Raw genomic sequence first — 20,457 nt, forward strand, 5'->3', positions numbered from 1 at the left:
GCATACTGAATGCAAACAATAGCTTTTGTAGTCATCGACGGATTTTCATCAATGGCTCTGGCCGCGCAGCCGGTTTTCGAGGCAGCTAACTCGATTTTGGGTGAGGAAAAGTATCACGCGGCTGTCTTCTCAGAGCATGGCGGGCTTGTAAGTTCGTCTGGTGGTCTTTCGATCATGACCGCTCCTTTGCAAGACAATATATTTGATACCGTGATTATCGCTGGTGGGACGACGGTTTTTGAGGACGCTTCCGAAGGGCTGATCCACTTTGCGCGCAGGAGTTTTCAATCGTCGCGTCGTGTCGCTTCCATCTGTACTGGCGCTTTTGTTCTGGCACAGGCAGGGCTTCTAGATGGCCGAAGGGTGACGACCCATTGGGCTTGTGCGCGCAGCCTGAAAGAACGTTTCCCAACCGTCATACTGGATGAAGACCGCATTTTTGTGAAAGACGACAAAGTCTGGACATCGGCGGGTATGACTGCAGGCATCGATCTGGCACTTGCAATGGTGGAGGAAGATCATGGCCCGGATGTTGCCCGCCGCGTTGCGCAGGCTCTTGTGATGTACCACAGGCGTGCCGGCGGTCAGTCGCAGCATTCTGCTCTGCTTGATATGGGCGCAAAGTCGGATCGTATCCAAACAGCCCTTACATATGCGCGCGCAAATCTCTCGCGGGCGTTAACAGTTGAAGATTTGGCTGAGGTTGCAAGGCTTAGTCCGCGGCAGTTCAGCCGCGCCTTCAAGGCGGAAACAGGACATTCTCCCGCGAAGGCCGTTGAAAATCTTCGCCTTGAAGCCGCGCGTCTTATGATGGAGCAAAGCCGACACAGCATTGATGAGATCGCCGGACAAACCGGTTTCATTGACAGGCGGCGGATGCGTGAAGCTTTTCTTCGTGGTTTCGGCCAGCCACCTCAGGCCATCCGTCGTAATGCGCGGCAGGGGGTGATCTAATCACACTCTTTGCGGAACTGAATTTGTCCTAATTACGTAATATATACGTCATTTGAGACGTAAGGCATCTAGCTTATTTATCAGATATCGGGTCGTTCCGATCATCTGGAGAACTAGAATGTCTGCTAATTCATTAGGTAAAGCCCTCATAACTGGTGCCTCAACTGGCATCGGTGCTGTCTATGCTGATCGTCTTGCCAAACAAGGCTACGACCTCATCCTCGTGGCGCGAAGTGCGGATAAACTCGAAGCTCTTTCGAAGAAACTCATCGCTGCGACAGGGCGATCAGTTGAAGTGCTTCCAGCGGATCTGACGAACGCTCATGATGTCCGCGCCGTGGAAGATGTACTTAAATCCGACAAGAATATCAGTCTTTTGATCAACAATGCTGGCGCGGGTGGCGTGAAGCCCCTGCTCGATAGCGATGTGGACGATATGGAGAGGATGATTACGCTCAATATCACCGCACTGACACGACTGACTTATGCCGCCGTACCTGGGTTTATCGCGCGGGGGCGGGGGACGATCATCAACATCGCCTCAGTTGTTGCGATAGCACCAGAGCTATTGAATGGCGTTTATGGCAGCTCGAAATCGTATGTTTTGAGTTTCAGCCACTCCCTCAACCATGAGCTGGCAGACAAAGGTATTCGTGTTCAAGCAGTTCTACCGGGCGCGACGGCCACCGACTTCTGGAGCATTGCTGGTAAACCAGTGGAAGAGCTGCCGCAAAGCATTGTGATGTCGACGGATGATATGGTCGATGCTGCACTTGCCGGTCTCAAAAACGGCGAGCGCGTTACCATTCCAGGGCTGCATGATGTTGAGAAATGGACAGATTTTGAAGCTGCGCGCGGTGAACTCTCCACGCTGTTTGGCAATTCAAACCCAGCTGCGCGATATCTTTAAAGATAATCCAAAAACTGTGATGCTGGGCGAGGAATCGCCCAGCACGTTGATCAAATTAGACGATCGCATATCGTGATATGAAATATCATTCATGCACGATAAGCTGGAACCAGGTGTCGAGAAAACGACTGCGTTTTAATCCGTCGAGATAAACCAGAAGCTCCGGTCCAAGCTCGACAGGTTGCAGTGATGCTACGTCCGAGGGACTCGTTTCCGATACAAGACCAGTTTCTTGAAGGATCGCCTGACCGTTAGAAGACAGAAGAAATGTGATCGCCTGTTCGGCGATGTTTGCGTGTTTGCTTCGATCCGGGATGAGCGCGGTCCAGGGCAGGGCGACAACGTAATCCTGTAGTACGATGACTGCAAAATCCCGGGCGTCATATTGCCATTTGCTTACGTCTGACAACGGCACATTATAGGCGAGATCGATGTTGCCAGCCGACAACGCCTGTAACAGCTCTTCGCTTGTATCGAAAATACGCGCTTGTGATGCGCCGAAAGCACGGACGATACGCCAGAACAGCGGTGATCGGATCGAATCCTGAGCCGCCAGTGTGTAGCTGACATTATCAATGCCGATATTGACGAGCCCGACACGCCGTTGAAAAAGCGTTGCGTTTTGCTCCAGCAATCGTGCGAGTTCGATGCGTGTCGTTGGCAGTTCATTGTTGAGCGCGCGGCGTTTGACAACACTCACCGCTGGATCGAAACCAATGCTGAACAATTCGCTGCGCCAGTGAGCTTGTGGTGCTAATCCTGCATTGCGAACAATTCCATTTCTTGGCTGCGCGCCGCCTTCATTGGCGATGAGTACCGCAAGATCGGGTGTCGAGAGGATAACGAGATCGGCGGCACTCGCTTCTTCGGCACCAGCTAGAAGCCGCGAGGTCCATTCGCCCGGTCTGATCTGTCGATAAGCGATATTGACGCTAGGCAACTGACGGGCCAGACCAGCTTGTACGGGGGCTATGGTTTCGGGTGCAATGTCACCGACAATCTGAAACTCGGGCTTTGATGCCAGGTCATTTTGCGCATGCGTGTTATGCCATGAAGGAACAATCAATATCAGAACGGCACAGAATTGCAGGATAATGCGTTTCATGTGCGTTGCTCCGGCGTCGTCGCGGGCAATGACACCAGCACGCTTGTTCCACCACCTTCGCGGTCACGCAGTTCGATCTGGCCGCCTAGTGCTTCCGCAACCATTTTTGCTATCGACAAACCAAGACCGGAACCGGGCTTTGACTGGTCCACTCGGACAAAACGCTCGAAGACACGGTCTTTCATGTCGGTCGCAAGCCCAGCCCCTCTGTCATGAACGCCAAGCGTGATCGTAGCTCCATTCTGGCTAAGGCTGATAGTCAAAGGGCCGGGTGCATGAACGAGTGCATTTTCGACGATATTGCGAATCATTTCTCTGAGGCTGATGGTTTCGCCACTCACATAGAGCGGCTCATCAGGCACATCAAAGCTGATGGTTTGTTGCAGATCAGAATAACTGCCTTCAGCGCGCAGTCTCCGGACTGCTTCCTGTGTAACCTGCCGCAGATCGAGCGTTTCGAGCTTTCGCGACTGAATACTGTGCAGTGTGGTCGCTTCAGACAGAAGCTGATTTGCGAGAAGGCTTGCGCTTATGGAATTGGCATGGACACGGGCAAGGATTTCCTTTTGCCGATTTGGATCAGTTTCTTCGAGCGACAGTTCGGTCAGGGCACGCAAGGCTGTGAGTGGCGTGCGCATCTGATGCGCTGCATCAGCAGTGACCAGCTTCAATCCGGCAAGCACATTGTTCAGACGTCCCATGAAGTCATTGAGTGCTGCAACAAGTGCGCTGACTTCCTTAGGAATAGGGCCGGCCAGTGGATTGAGATCGGATGAGGAACGCTGGCGCAGATCAGATTCAACCGTCCGCAGCGGTCTGAATGCAAATCGGATTGCGAGCCAGATAAGCACCAGTGCGAGCAAAGCCACTCCAAGCGCAGGCAAGAGAGTATTGAGGCTTAGTTGCAACGTCAGCTGTCTCCGTGCTTCCCGCGTTTCCCCAACCAGAACATCGACCCAACCGCCGCCTTTTGCGTCGCTGTGATAGCGTGCGACTGCAGCAATTCGTACTTTTTCCCCACGATACATACTGTCGCTGAGGCGAACGCGGCTATTATTGCCATGCGGAATTTCTAGCCCGAGAATGGGTGAACCGGTCAGGAGGCTGCCATCGGGTGCGACGACACGATAGAAAATGCGATTGAGACGCGAGGTGCCCAGAATGGAAAAGGCGGAGTGGGGAAGATCGACGCTGAGCGAACCATCCTGCAGAGTTATCGTGTCTGCGATGGATAGGGCGGCGGCACCAAGAACACGATCGAATGCTTCATCGGCCGCACGATGCGCATACCAGCGGCCAAGAAAGAAGAGCAGAACGGTGACAGCAAGCAGCGTCAATCCACTGCCCACCAGAATGCGGCGCTGGATTGAATATTCCCTGTTTGCGGCTCCTTTGACCATCAGAGTTGCAGCGCTTTAAGCCTGAGCAGATAGCCCACGCCGCGTTGTGTGATAATTTCAACTGTGCTGTTCTCGAGCTTCTTCCGCACGCGTGAAACCAGCAGTTCGATAGCATTGGGTGTGCCGGTATCTTCATGGCCAAACAGTTTCAGAACCAGCATATCTTTTGGGACCGTGACATTGAAACGGGTGGCAAGCATCTCGAGAACGTCGAATTCGCGCCGCCCGAAATCCAGTGGCTCGTCACCCTGCATCACTGATCTTTGTGTCAGGTTGATCGATAGTTCGCCGATCCGCAAGACCGGCTGCGCCACGCCCATATGCCGTCTTGCGACTGCTCTGATACGGGCAACAAGCTCCCTGAGATCGAAGGGTTTGACTAGGTAGTCATCAGCGCCAAGCTCGAGAAGATCGATCTTGTCGGCAATCTGATTGCGAGCGGTGATTACCAATACCGGACATGACAAGGATTGTTCGCGCATACTGCGCAGGATGGCAAAACCGTCACGTCCCGGAAGGTTGATGTCGAGTACGACCAGATCAAAGGAGCCATTCACAGCCAGATCTTCCCCTTGCACGCCATCATAGACAGTCGTGACAGAGTGGCCTTCCTTTTCAAGCTTTGAAGCAATAGCAAACGCAATATCGATTGTGTCTTCTACAAGAAGGATACGCATGTTGTGTTCGACGATTCTATTCAAGGTTTTCGGGACGACAGGATTCTGACAGTTAGAATTGCTAGTATCTGAGACAATACTGGATGAGGCTGCGGCGCTTGTATCATAGCAAGTGTCCAGGGAGGAAAAAATGTTCTGGCGCGGGTTGGCATGTCGAATCGGCATGACCTTGTTTGGGCTTCAGCTGTGCATCGCTTATGCGAATGCCGCTGATGCTGCTTGCGCTTATCGCGGTGCGCTGGATGAGCGTTATTGCGACGAGAACCGCGACCTTGTCGCAGATACACCCAAAGACGCTTCCCAGTGGCGTGATCCGCAAACACTCGTATGGGCTTATTCGCCCATCGAAGACCCGGCGGTTTATGCGCGACTTTTCAAGCCATTCACGCAGCATCTTGAAGCCTGCCTTGGACGGCAGATCGTTTATTATCCAATTCAGTCCAGCGCCGATGAAGTTGATGCGATGCGTTCAGGACGTCTGCATTTTGCGGGGTTCTCTACAGGGCCGACAATTGAGGCGGTCAATCGCGCAGGTGCCGTTCCTTTTGCCGCCAAAGGCACTGGCGATCAGATGCGCGGCTATAGGCTGGTCGCGGTCGTGCGCGCGGAATCTTCCTATGAAAAATTGGGTGATCTTAAAGGGCATCGCGTCGCCCATGCATCATTGTTCTCAAATTCCGGCAATGTCGCGCCACGCGCTCTCTTTCCAAAAGAAGGTCTCACGCCGGGGCAGGACTATGCGCCTATCATGTCGGGCGGACACGACAAATCGATCCTCGGTGTTGTCGCCGGTGATTACGATATGGCGGCGGTTGCCTCCGATGTGCTTGAACGCATGATCGAGCGGGGGCTTGTGAAGCGTGATGCCATTCGTCTGATTTATCAGAGCGATCTGTTTCCAACCTCATCATTTGCATATGCTCACAATCTTGCTCCACCTCTTGTGGCGGAAATGAAGCGCTGCTTCTTTAATTTCACATTTACGTCTGAAATGAGAGCCGAGTTTCAGGGCGACAATCACTTCATTCCGATAGATTACGCAGCCGCGTGGTCGGTGGTGCGCGAGGTGAGCGAGAAGGCTGGCGCACCGCCTCCATAATTCGCTTCCTAGTAAGCGATCAATTCGCATGGCATTTCTCTGAGTGCCAGCTCCCGCAGCAAGCCAGAACACAGTCAACTGCAACCCGATTGGGTTTCGGTCGGAGTCTCTTCGGCTCAAAGTGGATAAAATAATGAGTTTTTACAAGCAACTAACCTACAAATATAAGGTCTATAATGCAGACCCCACGACACTGATCGGGGTTATGCTGGCAATGGTTTTTGCCTATCTGATTGCAGCGCCAATCGTGCTGCTTTTGTCAGATGCAGTGATTGTCCAATTTGCTGATCGGGCACGCTCGGGCCAGCAGATTGGTGAATTGACCTTTTATTATCTCAACCGTGCGTTCTTCTCGGCGATTTCGACGGATGTGTTTTGGCGTCCGCTTTGGAACACGGCAATCATCGCACTTGGTTCGATTGCCTTTGCGCTTGTCACGGGCATTCCACTCGCATGGCTTTTGAGCCGCACAAATTTACCGGGCAAGAAGTGGTTCTCGACAGCATTGATCGTTCCTTACATGCTGCCTTCGTGGACCTTCGCGCTGGCTTGGCTGACCCTGTTTAAAAACCGCACCACCGGTGGTCAGCCAAGCTGGATGGAAGCTTTGGGCTTCTCGCCACCTGATTGGCTTGCTTACGGCATGTTGCCAATTACGCTCATTCTGGCCATGCACTATACGCCATTCGTGATCCTGCTTTTCGGCAATGCGTTGCGGCAGTTTGATTCCACGCTTGAAGATTCAGCCCGTGTCATGGGCGCAGGCAAGTTGCTGATTGCGCGCCGGATCATTCTTCCATTGATGCTGCCCTCGCTTGTGTCGGCTTCAACGCTGATCTTCGCCAAATGTCTCGGCGACTTTGGTGTCGCCTATATTCTTGGCGTGCCGGTTGGTTTTGACGTTCTGGCAACGTCTCTTTTCCGTGCAATTTCAACCAGTCAGGCTGGCATGAGTGCCGTTCTTGCGGCAACCATTGTCGTTCTTGGTAGCATTTCAATCTTCCTCGATATGTATCTGCTCAAGGAAGCGCGCCGTTTCGTCACTATTGGCAACAAGGGTTCTATGAACCGCGAGACAGACCTCGGTCGTTTTCGTGTGCCTGCATTCAGCTTCGCCGCACTCATGTTCGTTGTCAGTGCGTTCATTCCGCTGATGGCGCTTCTGCTGACGACGGTTATGCGCGTGCCGGGCGTTTTCACGCTTGATAATTTCACGCTGGATTTCTGGATCGGCACCGATCTTAACACCACCGCGATGAGCAATGGCATCCTCCTGACTGGCGAGTTCTGGAAAGCGACCTGGAACACGTTGTGGATCGTCGGCTCGGCTGCATTGGGTGCAGGCCTGCTTGGTCTTTTGGTCGGCTATGTCGTGGCTCGTACGCCTGTTTCGCTTGTCGGCACGTTTCTGCGTCAGGTGACATTCTTGCCGTATCTGGTTCCGGGCATTGCATTTGCTGCGGCCTATCTCACTATGTTTGCAGTGCAGCGTGGTCCGCTTCCGGCACTTTACGGAACGCCGATTCTGCTGGTTCTCGCGATCCTTGCCGATCAGATGCCATTCGCATCGCGTGCGGGTATCTCGGCAATGATGCAACTTGGCAAAGCACCTGAAGAAGCGGCCCAGATCGTGGGTGCCGGTTTCTGGCGTCGTCTGGTTTCGATTGTCGCGCCGATCCAGAAAGGCTCTCTGGTTTCAGGTATTCTGTTGCCGTTTATCTCTGGCATCAAAGGCTTGAGCCTCGTCGTCGTGCTGGCTGTGCCGGGCACGGATGTTCTCACCACCTATGCATTGCGCCTCGTCGACTACAGCTACAGCCAGGCCGCAAATGCAGTCGTTTTGATGATCTGTGTCATCGCCTTTGGCGGCACAGTCATCGTTCAAAAACTCACCAACAGCAAATTGTCTGACGGATTGGGAGGCAAATAATGTCGAGCATTACTATTCGCGATGTCAGAAAGAGCTACGGCAAAGCCGCCCGCGCCGCAGTTGAAAAGCTTTCACTCGAAATTCCAAAGTCGGAGTTTCTCTGCCTGCTAGGACCTTCGGGCTGCGGTAAGACGACGACGCTCCGCATGATTGCGGGTCTTGAATATCCAACCGAAGGTCAGATCCTCGTCGATGGTCAGAAGATTGTGTCGGTTGATGACGGCATTTATGTACCACCCGAAAAGCGTGGCATGGGGCTGGTGTTCCAGAACTATGCCCTTTGGCCGCATATGACTGTCGAACAAAATGTCGAGTTCGGCTTGAAGTTGCATAAGGTCGCAAAGGCTGAGCGTCAGCGTATTATCGATGACGTTCTGCAGAAGCTTGGCATTGAGCGTTATCGCGACCGTTTGCCAGCGCAGATGTCTGGCGGTCAGCAGCAGCGCGTAGCGCTTGCGCGTATGCTGGCGCTTAAGCCCGATATTATTCTGCTCGATGAACCACTGTCCAATCTCGATGCGAAACTGCGTCTCGAAATGCGCGCGGAACTCAAGCGTATTCATCAGGAAATGGGGTCGACGGTCGTATTCGTAACCCACGATCAGTGGGAGGCCATGACATTGGCAACCACGATTGCGGTGATGAGCGAAGGCGAGTTGCAGCAGCTTGGCACGCCTGACGACATTTACGAGCGCCCGGCCAATCGCTTTGTGGCTGAATTCATCGGCAATCTGCCGATCAATATCATTGAGCTTAATGACAGCAATAACGGCGCGTTGGCGACATGGGCACGCGATTACCTCAAGGCGCAGAGCCTTGCGGCAAGCAATGTCGGATCCGTCGGTGTCCGGCCTGAATCCGTACGTCTCAGCGATACGCCTGTTGAGCAGGGATGCGTGGCCAAAGTGGTCGATATCGTGCCTACCGGCGGTAGCTGGATCGTCGAAATGTCAGTTCACGGCGAGCAGTTTTTTGCAATCGCTGCAGATGCTCCAGCCCAGAAGGCTGACGATGAAATCTGGTTCTCTGTCGAACGCAGTCACGTCCATGTGTTTGACAGAGAAGGCAAGCGCATCAGCGACTGAAAAGAGACGCATCAAATGCGCGTCGATGCTTTCGCTTTCAAACAATAATTATCAACTTTGGAGGAAATAATGAGTTCAACCCTTCGCAAATATACAGCCCTTTCGTTGAGTGCCGCACTTCTGGCAAGCACGGCTGCCTTCGCAGAGCCGGTCGCTGAAATCGGCATCAAGGATGCGGATTTCTCACTAGAAGCACTGATTGAAGCGGCCAAGAAAGAGCCCGGTATTACCGTTGTGGACGCCACTGGTAAGATCGTCACCATGGCTGAAGCCTTCACCGCAAAATACGGTGTGAAGGCTACAGGCGTGAAGATGAACGGCCAGAACCAGGAACAGGTCATTCTGCGTGAAGCTGCTGCGAACAATGTTCGCACGGATGTCTTCAATATGAGCAATCTGCCATCAGTTACATCGGAGATCATAGTTCAGGGCGCAGGTCTCAGTTGGCTTCCTGTCGATCTCAAGGATCAGGTGCCTGTGGAATATCAGAACCCGGCTATCACCAGCCTTAACCCATGGGTGTGGGCTTATAACTCGGATGTCCATGGCGATAAGTGCCCAATTGACAATATTTGGGCATTGACCACGGAAGAATGGAAGGGCCGCATAGCTATTCCTGATCCGCTCCTGCGCAACGAAACCATGTTCTGGTTCAATCAGATTGCCGAGCATGATGATGAAGCCATGCGCAATGCATATGAAGAGTTCTTCGGTGAGCCATTGAAAACCGATGAAGCAAGCGCGACCGCTGAGTGGGTCAAGCGCTTCGCCAAGAACCGCCCGAGCGTTACACGGAGCGATACGGAAGTTGGCCCGATCATCGGTGCAAAGGGGCAGGAAAAGCCATTTATGGGCTTCCTCAGCACCTCGATTTTCCGTGATGCCAAGAAGAATGGCTACACGATGGGAATTTGTGCCGGCATGAAGCCTTGGGCAGGACAGCTGACGCCACGCGTTGCCGTTATCGCGTCCGGTACGAAAAGCCCGAATGCATCCAAGCTCTTCGTGCATTACATGATGACGGAAGAGGGCATGGCTCCGCAGTTGGCAGACGGAAAGATTTCGTCAAATAAGGACGCGAAAATTCCAGAAAGCGAAGTGTCTGGCATCGTGAAAGTCATCGACCAGCTCTATGTCCCGCATTCTGAGACCGCTGAAAGCGACTACTCAAAGCTTCAGGATTGGCAGGATTTCTGGACCATCAGTTCGCGCTAAGTCGGGATTGAATTGGTCTAACCGGCAGAAGGGCGGTGATCGCCCTCCTGCAACAATGCCTTTTTTGCGGCTTATTCATTGTTAGAAATGTTAGAGCCGACAGCCTATTCAATGTGCGATACTGATCGGCAAGCAATAACTATCCTGCTTGAAAGGTCTGTCAATGAAGACGGTAGCATTTACACTTACTGCGTTTGCTTTTTGCGTGGGCTCTGCTCATGCATCCAGTTCGGCTGCTTGGGAGGCGCTTCATACCAAAGTCGTCAGTTCATGCATGGCGAAATCGTCCATGGTCAGTCCTTTTGTTTCCGAGCCTGTCGACTTTGATGATAGAGTTGGGAAAGTTGCACTGCTGTTGCGTGAAGGGTCGACCCGCAATCGCAAGCAATCCAAAGACACGACGGTTATTTGCCTCTACGATAAGCGTTCAGGTAAAGTCGCAATTGAAGAGGTTCAATGGAAGAAGAACTGATCGGGTCTTGCTTTTGCAACTCCATCAGACACCTGCCATAAATACCAGGCTTTCGATGCTAAAATGTCTCGAAAGCCTTAGTTTTTTTAAACACCAGTCTTCGCCCGGATGCGCGAATTACACTTTGAAATCATTCGCATTGTAGGGGTGGTCGACGGAAGTTTGCCACTAACCAGTCATGGCCCGATCTTCGCGGATAGGAGGTGTAGAAGCACCCGGTATGTTCGACATATCCGCGAGTTTCAGTTCCTTTATAACGTTCTCCGCGAGGTGTCTCTTTTACCTCTCCGTTATACTTACCAGCAACGACTTGCGTTTTGGTTCGGCTCCATCGATAGGCTTGCTCGTTTGCGCTCATCTTATAGATATTGTCGGGAGGGCCGAAATCCCGCATGACGCTACTGATGGGTGCGGCATTTGCGAAGCGCAGCCTGTCAGCACTACAGCTGTTCCAAGAGCGGCTACTCCTCACTGGGAGGCAGGAAATAATCTGACTGCCATGGTTGTTCCTATCGGTTGCTATCTGCAGTAACGATATGAGCCAAGATTGCAAGCACATTGCACGTTTTGGTTGTTCAGAGATGCCCTTAGCCACCGTTTAACAATGCCGCTCGGAAAGCTTATTGCAAGGTGCTAAATATAGTAAAGGATGCCAATTGCAATGTAGTCGCAATGTTGGATGGCTAGTGGGGGAATGAGGACAAAAACTGGCCTCTGAGGGAAAATCATTGCGTATCTTGCTTCTCGAAGATGAACCTGAAATGGCGCGCGCTTTACTTGAAGCGCTCAGACGACATGAAGTGCTGGTTGATCATGTCAGCACCATTGCCGATGCAGATGCCCTGGCGCGTGATGGCAATTACGATGTGCTCGTTTTGGATCGTCGTCTTCCTGACGGAGAAGGGCTCAATTTGGTCGCAGCACTGCGCAAGAGTAAGCTCTCCGTACCCATTCTTGTTTTAACCGCATTGGGAAGCGTCGATCACCGCGTCGATGGGCTAGATGCAGGGGCGGATGATTATCTTGCCAAACCTTTTGCCATTGAAGAGCTGCTTGCGAGACTGCGCGCACTTAGGAGGCGGGGACCTTCGTTGTCAGATAAATTTATGAGCTTCGGAAACCTGATCATTGACCCTCGGACCAAACAGGTCACTGTGCTTGATGCGGTTATTGATTTCCCGCGGCGAGAATATCTCGCGCTGGAAGCGTTAATGCGGCGCCCAAACCGTATTGTGACCCGTTCAAATCTCGTCGAGGCCGTTTACACACTTGATGACGAGATTGAGTCAAACGCCCTTGATGCTCACATTTCCCGCATTCGCAAGAAACTGGCTCAGGCCGACGCGACTGTTGAGATTAGGGCGGTGCGAAACATTGGTTATCTGATCCGGTCGAAAGCATGAAAAAGATGCGTAGCCAATCGCTGCGATGGAGTCTGATGAGGCGCCTGTTCATATTGCAGGCATCTTTACTTGTACTTTTCGTCATTCTGCTCGTGGGCTGGATTTGGATCATCAACCCCGAGTTGGAAGATGCCAATGAAGGAGCGGTGCGCGTTGTTGCCGAAAGTGTGATGAAAGACGGGCAGGGCCATGTTCAGATATTAGAGACCCCGCAGTTCACTCAGCTCAAACAACGATATCCCGATCTGTGGTTCATCGTGAGAGATGAAAATGCGGTTGTCGTGCAATATGGCAAGATACCGTGGGCGGGTCTTGATGCGACCTTTCCATGGAACATTGACCGTGCGCGTGTGCAAACGGCCAATACGACGCGTGCTACAGTGGAAAATCGAAATACCTCCGTTGGCAAACTTCAAGTGATAGCGGCCACGGAAAAAGGATTTGAAAACGACGGGATCAGTCTCTGGATTAGTATGCAAATCGATCTCGCTAAATATCCTGATGGGGAAATTCATTGGTCCAATGTGTTGCCGGGCTTAGGTATCATCGTCCTGATCGCTGTCGTGCCAATGTTGATCCTGACTAGCATTGCGACGTTGATCGTGACACCACGGGCTGTTGGCCGCTCCCTTCGTGGTCTCATGGAAACTGTGAAACAAGCGCAGGCTATCAATTTTGAGAACCGTTCTGCACGTATTGACCGGTCCAAAGTTCCGCAGGAGATCATTCCGCTGGTCGATGCCTTCAACACCGCACTTTCCAAACTTGATGAAGGTTATAATCGCCGAAACCGTTTTCTCGCAGACGCTGCCCACGAGCTTAGAACACCAATCGCCATAGCTCGGACACGAGCTGATCTTCTAGCCGATGATGATGTAAGCAAGCAGTTGCGATCCGATATAGATCGCCTGTCTCGTGTGGCGCATCAGTTACTTGAAATGCAGGCTATCGGTGTTGTTGAACTGCGCGCTGAACGTCAGGATTTGAATGTGCTTGTTCAGCGGCTTGCTGCTGATCTTGCACCGCTGGCGCTCGATGGAGGTTATGATTTTGACTTTGAGCCGAGCAGCGAAGAAGCTATTTTCACTGTTCAGACTTCGGTTATCGAGATGGCAGTCGTTAATCTGATCCGCAATGCGATCGACCATGCGGGCGGCAAAGGGGCTATCGTTATCAAGGTAGGCGCTTCTGGAACTATTGATGTTTGTGATGAGGGTCCTGGTATTCCTCTTTCTGAGCGCGAGCATGTATTTGAGCCATTTCGGCGCATTAATACGCATTCATCGGGAGCTGGACTTGGATTGAACCTTGTCCAAAAGGCTGCAGAAATTCACGGCGGAAAAGTCATGTTTTTTGATTTGAAACCTGGCTTTTGCGTGCGTCTGCAGATTCAATCAGTCACGGCGAGATCAGGCGCCGATCTAAACAAGAAGCAGCATTGAGTAGTTTATGCCTCAAAGCACAATTCTTTAATATTTAGTTAAAGAAAGCACTTTAAGCACTTAAAAACAATGGATAAATTTTATATAATGAATGTTCCTGTAATCTAAGCGCAACTCTCGCGAGGAGAATGCCAGCATCTTCTGAATTAGTCAGCGCACATCGTTGATTGGGTTGGGAGATCAATAGGAGCCTGCTTCGGGCTCTCCAACGCGAACTGAAGCTTTGTAAGCGTCAATGAATGATGCGCTGGCTTCGTCTGGAGTTATACATGTCTTTTATCGCAAAAACCCTTGCGACTGCGACCGCTGCCCTCGCGGTCACAACAAACGCATATGCTGCTGATCTCAACTACAATTCAGGATCCTACGATTACGAAACCCCGCCAGCATTTTCATGGGGCGGCGCATATATCGGTGCTCATGGTGGTTTGGCTTCGCCGAAGATTAATCCATTTACTGGCGGCAAGGGCATGACCGGCGGCGTGCAGGCTGGTTACAATTTCCAGTTTGGCCCTGCTGTTCTTGGTGCCGAACTTGAAGGTTCGTATATGGGAAATGAAGCCCGCGTACCGGATGGCCGGTTGAAAGAGCGGTTTCGTGGTGCAGCGAAGGCCAAAGCTGGTCTCTCGTTTGATCGATCACTGGTTTACGGCACAGCAGGTGTGACCATGACAAAATTCAAAGACGGCGATGACGTTACCGGCCCTAACGGCTGGAAATCGGGTTATCTTCTGGGCGGTGGTATTGAACAGGGATTTGGCGGCGGTCTGTCGGCAAAAATCGAGTATAACTACGTGACAACCAAGGATGTCTCAAGCACGACATCATATGGTACCACCAATACAAATGTGCATGACCATGTCATCAAGGCAGGCGTAAACTACCGCTTCTGATGGAGTTGTTTTGACGTCTTTAACAGAAAAGGCTCTCAAACCAGTTCTGCAGCATCAGTTTCGAAGGCGATACCCCGCCGCCAGTCGCCACTGTGGAACGATATGTCATTTGAGAAAACACTTTAGATAGGCCGTTCTCATTCTGAAAGTTCATATGGCTCAAGCTTAACTTGTGCTGCGTAAGTCCGAGCGCGTGAACGAATAAAAGTCATTGAGAACGGCTTTGGGTTACACAATTGGTGATTCATATGCAGAAAGGCCGGAGGTTTTGCCTCCGGCCTTAATGTTTTTAGACTTCAGCGTGAGCATCCAATATTTCTACTTTCGGTCCAGCATGTTTCAGCGGACGTTCGCCTGTCAATTTGCGGATCAGCACATAAAACACCGGCGTCATGAAGATACCGAAGGCCGTCACGCCGATCATTCCGGCAAACACAGCGATACCCATTGCAGAGCGCATTTCCGCACCGGCCCCTGTTGATATGACAAGCGGAACAACGCCCATGATGAAAGCCATTGAGGTCATGAGGATCGGACGCAGACGCAACCGGCTTGCCTCGATAGCCGCTTGAACTGCCGTTCTTCCGGATAGTTCCAGCTCGCGGGCAAATTCAACAATCAGGATCGCGTTCTTGGCGGACAGCCCCACCAGAACGATCAAGCCAATTTGGGTGAAGACATTGTTATCACCTCCCGTAAACCAGACGCCGATCAATGCGGCCATGATGCCCATTGGTACGATCAGGATGATCGAGAGTGGCAGTGTGAGACTTTCATACTGCGCAGCCAGCACAAGATAGACCAGCAGCAGCGCCAGAGGGAAGACAAGGAAACCCGAATTGCCAGCCAGAATTTGCTGATATGTCAGGTCGGTCCATTCATAGGCAATGCCTGCAGGCAAGGTCTCTTCCGCAATCCGCTCTATTGCAGCCTGCGCCTGACCGGATGAAAAGCCGGGAGCCGGGTTGCCGTTTATGTCGGCTGAAAGGAAGCCGTTATAACGGATTGCGCGCTCTGCCCCCACGGTCTGCTCAACTTTAAGAAGGGCGGACAATGGGATCATCTCACCAGACTGCGAACGAACCTTCAGCTTGCCAATATCTTCGGCATGGCTGCGATAATTCGCGTCTGCCTGAATACGCACGCTGTATGTGCGGCCGAAGGCATTGAAGTCGTTGACGTAAAGCGAACCAAGATAGATTTGCAAAGTTTCGAAAACATCCGTAACGGCCACGCCCAGCTGGCGTGCCTTCACCCGGTCAATATCAGCGAAAAGTTGCGGAACGTTGATCTGATAGCTCGAGTAAAGGCCCGCCAGTTCCGGTGTCTGATACGCCTTGGCAAGAAATGCCTTGGTTGCATCGTCAAGTGCGCGGAAGCCTAAACCATTGCGATCTTCCAGCTGAAGCTTGAAGCCGCCGGTAGTACCCAGTCCCTGTACGGGAGGGGGGGGGAACATGGCGATGAAGGCATCCTGAATGGATCCAAACTGCTGGTTGAGCTGCATGGTAATAGCATTTGCAGAGAGTTCAGGTGTCTTGCGCTCTTCAAACGGTTTCAAGGTTACAAACACAATGCCGGAGTTCGACGAGTTGGTGAAACCATTGATTGATAGACCCGGGAAGGCGATAGCATTGGCGACGCCAGGCTGCTTGAGTGCAATATCCGTCATCCTGCGGATAACATCTTCCGAACGGTCGAGCGTTGCCGCATCCGGCAATTGTGCAAAGCCGATCAGATATTGCTTGTCCTGTGCCGGAACAAAGCCGCCGGGCACCGCACGGAACAGAACGAAGGTGACGCCGAGCAACACGACATAGAGGCCCATCACAAGCGATTTGCGTGTGAGAATACCACCAACACCGCGACCATAGGCATTTGAACTTGCACCAAAGAAGCGATTAAAGCCACGGAAGAACCAGCCAAACAGCTTGTCCATAATGCGGGTCAGCCGGTCTTTCGGTGCATTGTGGCCCCGCAGCAGCAAAGCTGCCAACGCTGGCGACAGCGTCAGTGAGTTAAAGGCCGAGATCACGGTCGATATGGCGATAGTCAGCGCAAACTGACGATAGAACTGGCCAGTCAGGCCGGTAATGAAGGCCAGGGGTACGAAAACCGCAACCAGCACCAGTGCAATGGCGATAATTGGACCGGACACTTCCTGCATGGCGCGATAGGTCGCCTCAATCGGAGAGAGGCCCTGTTCAATATTACGCTCGACATTTTCCACCACCACGATCGCGTCATCGACGACGATGCCGATCGCAAGCACGAGGCCGAAGAGGCTTAGTGCATTGATGGAGAAGCCAAATACATACATCACCGCGAAGGTGCCGACGATAGACACGGGAACAGCTACGAGAGGAATGATCGAGGCTCGCCATGTCTGCAGGAACATGATAACCACGATTACAACCAGAACGATGGCTTCAAGCAGAGTGTGAATAACCGACTCGATAGAGGCCTTAACAAACGCTGTTGTGTCATAAACGATATCGAAGTCCACGCCTTCCGGCATGGTTTTCTTCAGTTCGGCCATGGCCGCATGGACGTTTGTGGAAATATCAAGGGCATTGGAACCGGGCGCCTGAAAAACACCCATGCCGACGGCTGATTTGTTATCGAGCAGCGAGCGCAACGAGTAATCCGCTGCCCCCATTTCAACGCGTGCAACATCGCCAAGGCGCGTAACTTCACCCTGACTGCCGGATTTCACAACGATGTCGGCAAAGTCCTCAGGTGTTTGGAGACGTCCCTGAGCATTAACTGAAAGCTGCAGATCGAGACCCGAAACGGATGGTGAAGCGCCAATAACACCAGCTGCGGCCTGAACGTTTTGCTGGCGGATGGCGTTGGCAATGTCTCCGGCCGAAAGCCCGCGTTCAGCGGCCTTCTGTGGATCAATCCAGACACGCATCGAATAGTCGCCGCCGCCAAAAATCTGCACCTGACCGACGCCTGGAATACGAGCAATACGATCCTTGACGTTGAGAACAGCATAGTTGCGCAAGTAGTTCACGTCATATCGGCCATCGGGCGATATCAGGTGAACAACAAGTGTAAGATCGGGCGAACTCTTGGCTGTCGTGACACCGAGCGTCCGTACTTCTTCCGGCAGGCGTGGCTCGGCCTGTGAAATGCGGTTTTGTACCAGCTGCTGGGCCTGATCTGGATCTGTGCCGAGTGCGAAAGTGACCGTCAGTGTCATGACACCATCAGCGGTCGCCTGACTTTGCATATAGAGCATGCCTTCGACACCGTTGATCTGCTCTTCAAGCGGTGTTGCAACAGTTTCTGAAATAACGGCTGGATTGGCGCCCGGATATTGTGCACGCACCACGATCTGTGGTGGCACGACTTCCGGATATTCCGAGATCGGCAAACCGGTCATGCCAATCAGACCGGCAACAAAGATCAGTACCGACAGAACGCCAGCGAAGACCGGTCGGTCTACGAAAAAGCGTGAAAAGTTCATCTTATTATCCCCCTTTAGGCGGATGAGCAAAAGACTCTCCCGTTCCCGCGAAAACATGTGTTCTCGCGGGATGAATAGGCTGAGCTTTTTGCGTTTGCGCGCGCCGACAGACGCGCCGTTTCAATTAATTCTTGGCAAGCGTTTCAGTTACGGGCTGCGGTACAACGACTACGCCGGGACGAATGCGCTGCAGGCCGTTGACGACGATGTTTTCACCGGGCTTCAATCCGCTTTCGACGATACGCAGACCGTCATAGTTGCGACCAAGCACCACCTGCCGGTATTCAACCTTGTTGTCTGCACCAACCACAAAGACGAATTTCTTGTCCTGATCAGACGAAATTGCGCGATCGCTTACCACGAGCTTCTGATCGGGGTCCGGTTCGCCAAAGCGAATGCGGACAAACTGTCCCGGAATGAGCCTGCCATCTGGATTATCGATGGCTGCACGAACACGGATCGTGCCTGTCGTGGCATCCACCTCGTTGTTGATAAGTTGAATATGTCCTGAAATCGGTGTGCCATTATCAGCTGCCGTTCCTATCTGGACCGGGATGCGCTCGATGGAATTGCCGCCGGGGGAAGTCGCGAGCTTGGCAAGCGCTTTGGTGACAACTTCTTCATTGGCGCTGAAGCTTGCATAGATCGGGTCGACCGATACGAGTGTTGTTAGTACCGGTGAAGCTGAACTTGCTGCAACCAGATTACCAGCTGTTACTTCCAGACGTCCGACACGACCAGAGATTGGTGCGCGTACCTCGGTATATTGGAGGTCAAGTTCAGACGAGCGCAGTGCTGCCTTTGCGGAACGAAGGCTTGCCTGTGCTTCATCAAAGGCGCTTGAACGCTGATCAAGGCCGCTTTGTGCAATGGTACGGGTTGTCACCAACTGGCGTCCGCGTTCCAGTTCAGCTTTGGCGAGGGCTACACGCGCTTCTTCTGCTGAAACCTGTGCCTTGGCCTTTTCAACAGCAGCGGCATAAGGTTCCGGATCGATTGTAACGAGTAGATCACCCTGTTTCACCAAAGCACCTTCTCGGAAATGTGCCTTCAAGATTGCGCCGCCGACACGCGGACGAATTTCCACGCGGTCAATGGCTTCCAAACGACCGGAAAATTCTTCCCAGCTGTTGATGGTGCGCTGTTCGGCTGCTGCAACTGAAACCGGAACTGCGGGTGGCGAAGCAGATACATCGGTTGCGGCGTCGGCTTTCAGGTGCGGCATACCGAAAAGAATGGCGCCACCACCTGCTGCAGACAATAGGATACTCAGGCCAGCGCCCCATAGGGCCCGGCGGGCAATGTTCGATGTCATGTTGTATCTCCTAACCGGTGGGGCCGGCTTCATATTGAGCGTCATGCCAAAGGTTGGGAGACCGTTCGAGCTGACGTTATGCTTCGATTTGCTTTGCACCTGCTTGCCGGAAGAAATCCGAAAACAGGTCGATCAGTGTCTTTTCCTGCGGTTTCCAGTCCGTGCGCGTGACCTTGTTCTCAGGTATCCAGCCGGCTTGTCCTGGCAGGACATGCGACTGGACCTTGACGCCGGCCTGACGAAGACGCTCTGCATAGGCTCGCGTTTCGTCACGCATTGGACATTGGGCACTGGTGACGAGCAGAGTTGGCACCAAGCCACCAAGCCGCGTACAAAGGGCGGGCGCGGCATAGGGGTGGGTGAACCCTGCACATTCGCCAAGATAGTTCTGCCAGCCGTCTGCAATCGTTTGAACGGCACTCTCCGGACAATATTTGCGGAAAGATGCCGTGGCGAGGCATGGGTCAAGCATGGGCGAAAGCAATATCTGACCCTTAAGATCCGCCAGATGTTGATCGCGCGCCATGAGTGCCACGCCGGCTGCAATATTACCGCCCGCCTCTTCACCGGCGACGAACAGCATAGACTTCTTGTGCGCAAACTCCGGACAACGCGCGCGCATTGAGGTCATTATGGAATAAGCCACATCCAGTGCCGCCGGGAACGGGTTGAGACAGGCCGATGAATATTCAGGCGATACGACCACCGCACCTGCCTCAGCAAGTGTTTCGGCAACGCGTTCGCAGGCACCAAGACAGCTGTTTGAGAACGCCCCCCCATGCAGGTGTAAAACCACTGGTGGCGGTGAAAGCAACCTGGCACCGCGATAAATGCGTGCCGTGCAGGTGGAATCACCAGCCTGCATTGTTCCAACCGTAAATTTCTCGCACATCTTTCTTGCTTTCGTGACTAGCGGTCAATTGATTCTGACATTTGTTCGACCTCTGTAACTCGTAAGAGCAAATGTCGGAATCAAACCACTAGCGGCAAACTGCCATGTTGAGATATTACCATTGTCTATTATCTGGAATAGTCCCCATGTATTGGTTACACTATCCAAAATTTCGAACAATGGTGGCTAT

At 52.6% G+C, this 20,457-nt stretch carries 17 protein-coding genes; 10 read left to right on the forward strand and 7 right to left on the reverse strand.

The window, feature by feature from the left end; all coding sequences use genetic code 11:
• The first annotated feature begins 9 nt into the window (after positions 1–9).
• Both KMS41_13410 and KMS41_13415 read left to right on the forward strand, forming a co-directional pair.
• Positions 10–954 (forward strand): GlxA family transcriptional regulator, encoded by a 945-nt coding sequence (locus tag KMS41_13410; protein ID QWK79916.1) that lies wholly within the window; start codon positions 10–12, stop codon positions 952–954.
• A gap of 118 nt (positions 955–1,072) precedes the next feature.
• Positions 1,073–1,864 carry an SDR family oxidoreductase gene (locus KMS41_13415; protein QWK79917.1) on the forward strand — a complete coding sequence of 264 codons (792 nt, stop codon included), beginning with the start codon at positions 1,073–1,075 and terminating at the stop codon, positions 1,862–1,864.
• A gap of 85 nt (positions 1,865–1,949) precedes the next feature.
• Here the strand turns inward: KMS41_13415 and KMS41_13420 are convergent, their stop codons facing one another.
• Genes KMS41_13420 through KMS41_13430 form a run of 3 tightly spaced genes read right to left on the reverse strand, consistent with a single transcriptional unit; the run spans position 1,950 to position 5,046 of the window.
• Positions 1,950–2,969 (reverse strand): substrate-binding domain-containing protein, encoded by a 1,020-nt coding sequence (locus tag KMS41_13420; GenBank protein QWK79918.1) that lies wholly within the window; start codon positions 2,967–2,969, stop codon positions 1,950–1,952.
• On the reverse strand, positions 2,966–4,369 hold the full coding sequence (locus KMS41_13425) for a sensor histidine kinase (GenBank protein ID QWK79919.1): 1,404 nt from the start codon (positions 4,367–4,369) through the stop codon (positions 2,966–2,968). The genes KMS41_13420 and KMS41_13425 overlap by 4 nt, the downstream gene beginning before the upstream one ends.
• A complete protein-coding gene (locus KMS41_13430) occupies positions 4,369–5,046 on the reverse strand; it encodes a response regulator transcription factor (GenBank protein ID QWK79920.1) in 678 nt (225 codons plus the stop codon). Before KMS41_13430 ends, KMS41_13425 begins: the two co-directional genes overlap by 1 nt.
• A 130-nt stretch (positions 5,047–5,176) precedes the next feature.
• On the opposite strand from KMS41_13430, the gene phnD reads away from it, so the two are divergent.
• From phnD to KMS41_13455, 5 genes are all read left to right on the forward strand, one after another.
• Positions 5,177–6,145, forward strand: a complete 969-nt coding sequence (gene phnD, locus KMS41_13435) for a phosphate/phosphite/phosphonate ABC transporter substrate-binding protein (GenBank protein QWK79921.1) — start codon at positions 5,177–5,179, stop codon at positions 6,143–6,145.
• Positions 6,146–6,278: 133 nt separating this feature from the next.
• Positions 6,279–8,075 carry an iron ABC transporter permease gene (locus KMS41_13440; GenBank protein QWK79922.1) on the forward strand — a complete coding sequence of 599 codons (1,797 nt, stop codon included), beginning with the start codon at positions 6,279–6,281 and terminating at the stop codon, positions 8,073–8,075.
• A complete protein-coding gene (locus tag KMS41_13445; protein ID QWK79923.1) occupies positions 8,075–9,160 on the forward strand; it encodes an ABC transporter ATP-binding protein in 1,086 nt (361 codons plus the stop codon). The genes KMS41_13440 and KMS41_13445 overlap by 1 nt, the downstream gene beginning before the upstream one ends.
• Before the next feature lie 69 nt (positions 9,161–9,229).
• Complete coding sequence (locus KMS41_13450) at positions 9,230–10,375, forward strand: ABC transporter substrate-binding protein (GenBank protein ID QWK79924.1); 1,146 nt, start codon at positions 9,230–9,232, stop codon at positions 10,373–10,375.
• A 163-nt stretch (positions 10,376–10,538) separates the two neighbouring features.
• Positions 10,539–10,847 (forward strand): hypothetical protein, encoded by a 309-nt coding sequence (locus KMS41_13455; GenBank protein QWK79925.1) that lies wholly within the window; start codon positions 10,539–10,541, stop codon positions 10,845–10,847.
• Between the two features lie 354 nt (positions 10,848–11,201).
• Here the strand turns inward: KMS41_13455 and KMS41_13460 are convergent, their stop codons facing one another.
• Positions 11,202–11,288 carry a hypothetical protein gene (locus tag KMS41_13460; protein QWK80247.1) on the reverse strand — a complete coding sequence of 29 codons (87 nt, stop codon included), beginning with the start codon at positions 11,286–11,288 and terminating at the stop codon, positions 11,202–11,204.
• Positions 11,289–11,575: 287 nt separating this feature from the next.
• On the opposite strand from KMS41_13460, the gene KMS41_13465 reads away from it, so the two are divergent.
• From KMS41_13465 to KMS41_13475, 3 genes are all read left to right on the forward strand, one after another.
• Positions 11,576–12,250, forward strand: a complete 675-nt coding sequence (locus tag KMS41_13465) for a response regulator transcription factor (protein QWK79926.1) — start codon at positions 11,576–11,578, stop codon at positions 12,248–12,250.
• Complete coding sequence (locus KMS41_13470) at positions 12,247–13,692, forward strand: HAMP domain-containing histidine kinase (GenBank protein ID QWK79927.1); 1,446 nt, start codon at positions 12,247–12,249, stop codon at positions 13,690–13,692. Before KMS41_13465 ends, KMS41_13470 begins: the two co-directional genes overlap by 4 nt.
• 269 nt (positions 13,693–13,961) lie before the next feature.
• Complete coding sequence (locus KMS41_13475) at positions 13,962–14,585, forward strand: outer membrane beta-barrel protein (GenBank protein ID QWK79928.1); 624 nt, start codon at positions 13,962–13,964, stop codon at positions 14,583–14,585.
• A gap of 289 nt (positions 14,586–14,874) precedes the next feature.
• On the opposite strand, the gene KMS41_13480 is transcribed toward KMS41_13475, so the two are convergent.
• The 3 genes from KMS41_13480 to KMS41_13490 all read right to left on the reverse strand — a co-directional run bounded on the left by KMS41_13480 (position 14,875) and on the right by KMS41_13490 (position 20,267).
• Positions 14,875–18,060 (reverse strand): efflux RND transporter permease subunit, encoded by a 3,186-nt coding sequence (locus tag KMS41_13480; GenBank protein QWK79929.1) that lies wholly within the window; start codon positions 18,058–18,060, stop codon positions 14,875–14,877.
• A 124-nt stretch (positions 18,061–18,184) separates the two neighbouring features.
• On the reverse strand, positions 18,185–19,375 hold the full coding sequence (locus KMS41_13485) for an efflux RND transporter periplasmic adaptor subunit (protein ID QWK79930.1): 1,191 nt from the start codon (positions 19,373–19,375) through the stop codon (positions 18,185–18,187).
• Positions 19,376–19,451: 76 nt separating this feature from the next.
• Positions 19,452–20,267: an alpha/beta hydrolase gene (locus KMS41_13490; protein ID QWK79931.1), complete on the reverse strand. Its 816-nt coding sequence runs from the start codon at positions 20,265–20,267 to the stop codon at positions 19,452–19,454.
• Between the last annotated feature and the right edge of the window lie 190 nt (positions 20,268–20,457).

The organism is Ochrobactrum sp. BTU1 (assembly GCA_018798825.1).
Classification (GTDB): Bacteria; Pseudomonadota; Alphaproteobacteria; order Rhizobiales; family Rhizobiaceae; genus Brucella.

Bases quoted from the DNA above. Each gene is read 5' to 3' on its own strand.
- KMS41_13410 (QWK79916.1), top strand. From the start codon at position 10: ATGCAAACAATAGCTTTTGTAGTCATCGACGGATTTTCATCAATGGCT.
- KMS41_13415 (QWK79917.1), top strand. From the start codon at position 1,073: ATGTCTGCTAATTCATTAGGTAAAGCCCTCATAACTGGTGCCTCAACT.
- KMS41_13420 (QWK79918.1), bottom strand. From the start codon at position 2,969: ATGAAACGCATTATCCTGCAATTCTGTGCCGTTCTGATATTGATTGTT.
- KMS41_13425 (QWK79919.1), bottom strand. From the start codon at position 4,369: ATGGTCAAAGGAGCCGCAAACAGGGAATATTCAATCCAGCGCCGCATT.
- KMS41_13430 (QWK79920.1), bottom strand. From the start codon at position 5,046: ATGCGTATCCTTCTTGTAGAAGACACAATCGATATTGCGTTTGCTATT.
- phnD (QWK79921.1), top strand. From the start codon at position 5,177: ATGTTCTGGCGCGGGTTGGCATGTCGAATCGGCATGACCTTGTTTGGG.
- KMS41_13440 (QWK79922.1), top strand. From the start codon at position 6,279: ATGAGTTTTTACAAGCAACTAACCTACAAATATAAGGTCTATAATGCA.
- KMS41_13445 (QWK79923.1), top strand. From the start codon at position 8,075: ATGTCGAGCATTACTATTCGCGATGTCAGAAAGAGCTACGGCAAAGCC.
- KMS41_13450 (QWK79924.1), top strand. From the start codon at position 9,230: ATGAGTTCAACCCTTCGCAAATATACAGCCCTTTCGTTGAGTGCCGCA.
- KMS41_13455 (QWK79925.1), top strand. From the start codon at position 10,539: ATGAAGACGGTAGCATTTACACTTACTGCGTTTGCTTTTTGCGTGGGC.
- KMS41_13470 (QWK79927.1), top strand. From the start codon at position 12,247: ATGAAAAAGATGCGTAGCCAATCGCTGCGATGGAGTCTGATGAGGCGC.
- KMS41_13475 (QWK79928.1), top strand. From the start codon at position 13,962: ATGTCTTTTATCGCAAAAACCCTTGCGACTGCGACCGCTGCCCTCGCG.
- KMS41_13480 (QWK79929.1), bottom strand. From the start codon at position 18,060: ATGAACTTTTCACGCTTTTTCGTAGACCGACCGGTCTTCGCTGGCGTT.
- KMS41_13485 (QWK79930.1), bottom strand. From the start codon at position 19,375: ATGACATCGAACATTGCCCGCCGGGCCCTATGGGGCGCTGGCCTGAGT.
- KMS41_13490 (QWK79931.1), bottom strand. From the start codon at position 20,267: ATGTGCGAGAAATTTACGGTTGGAACAATGCAGGCTGGTGATTCCACC.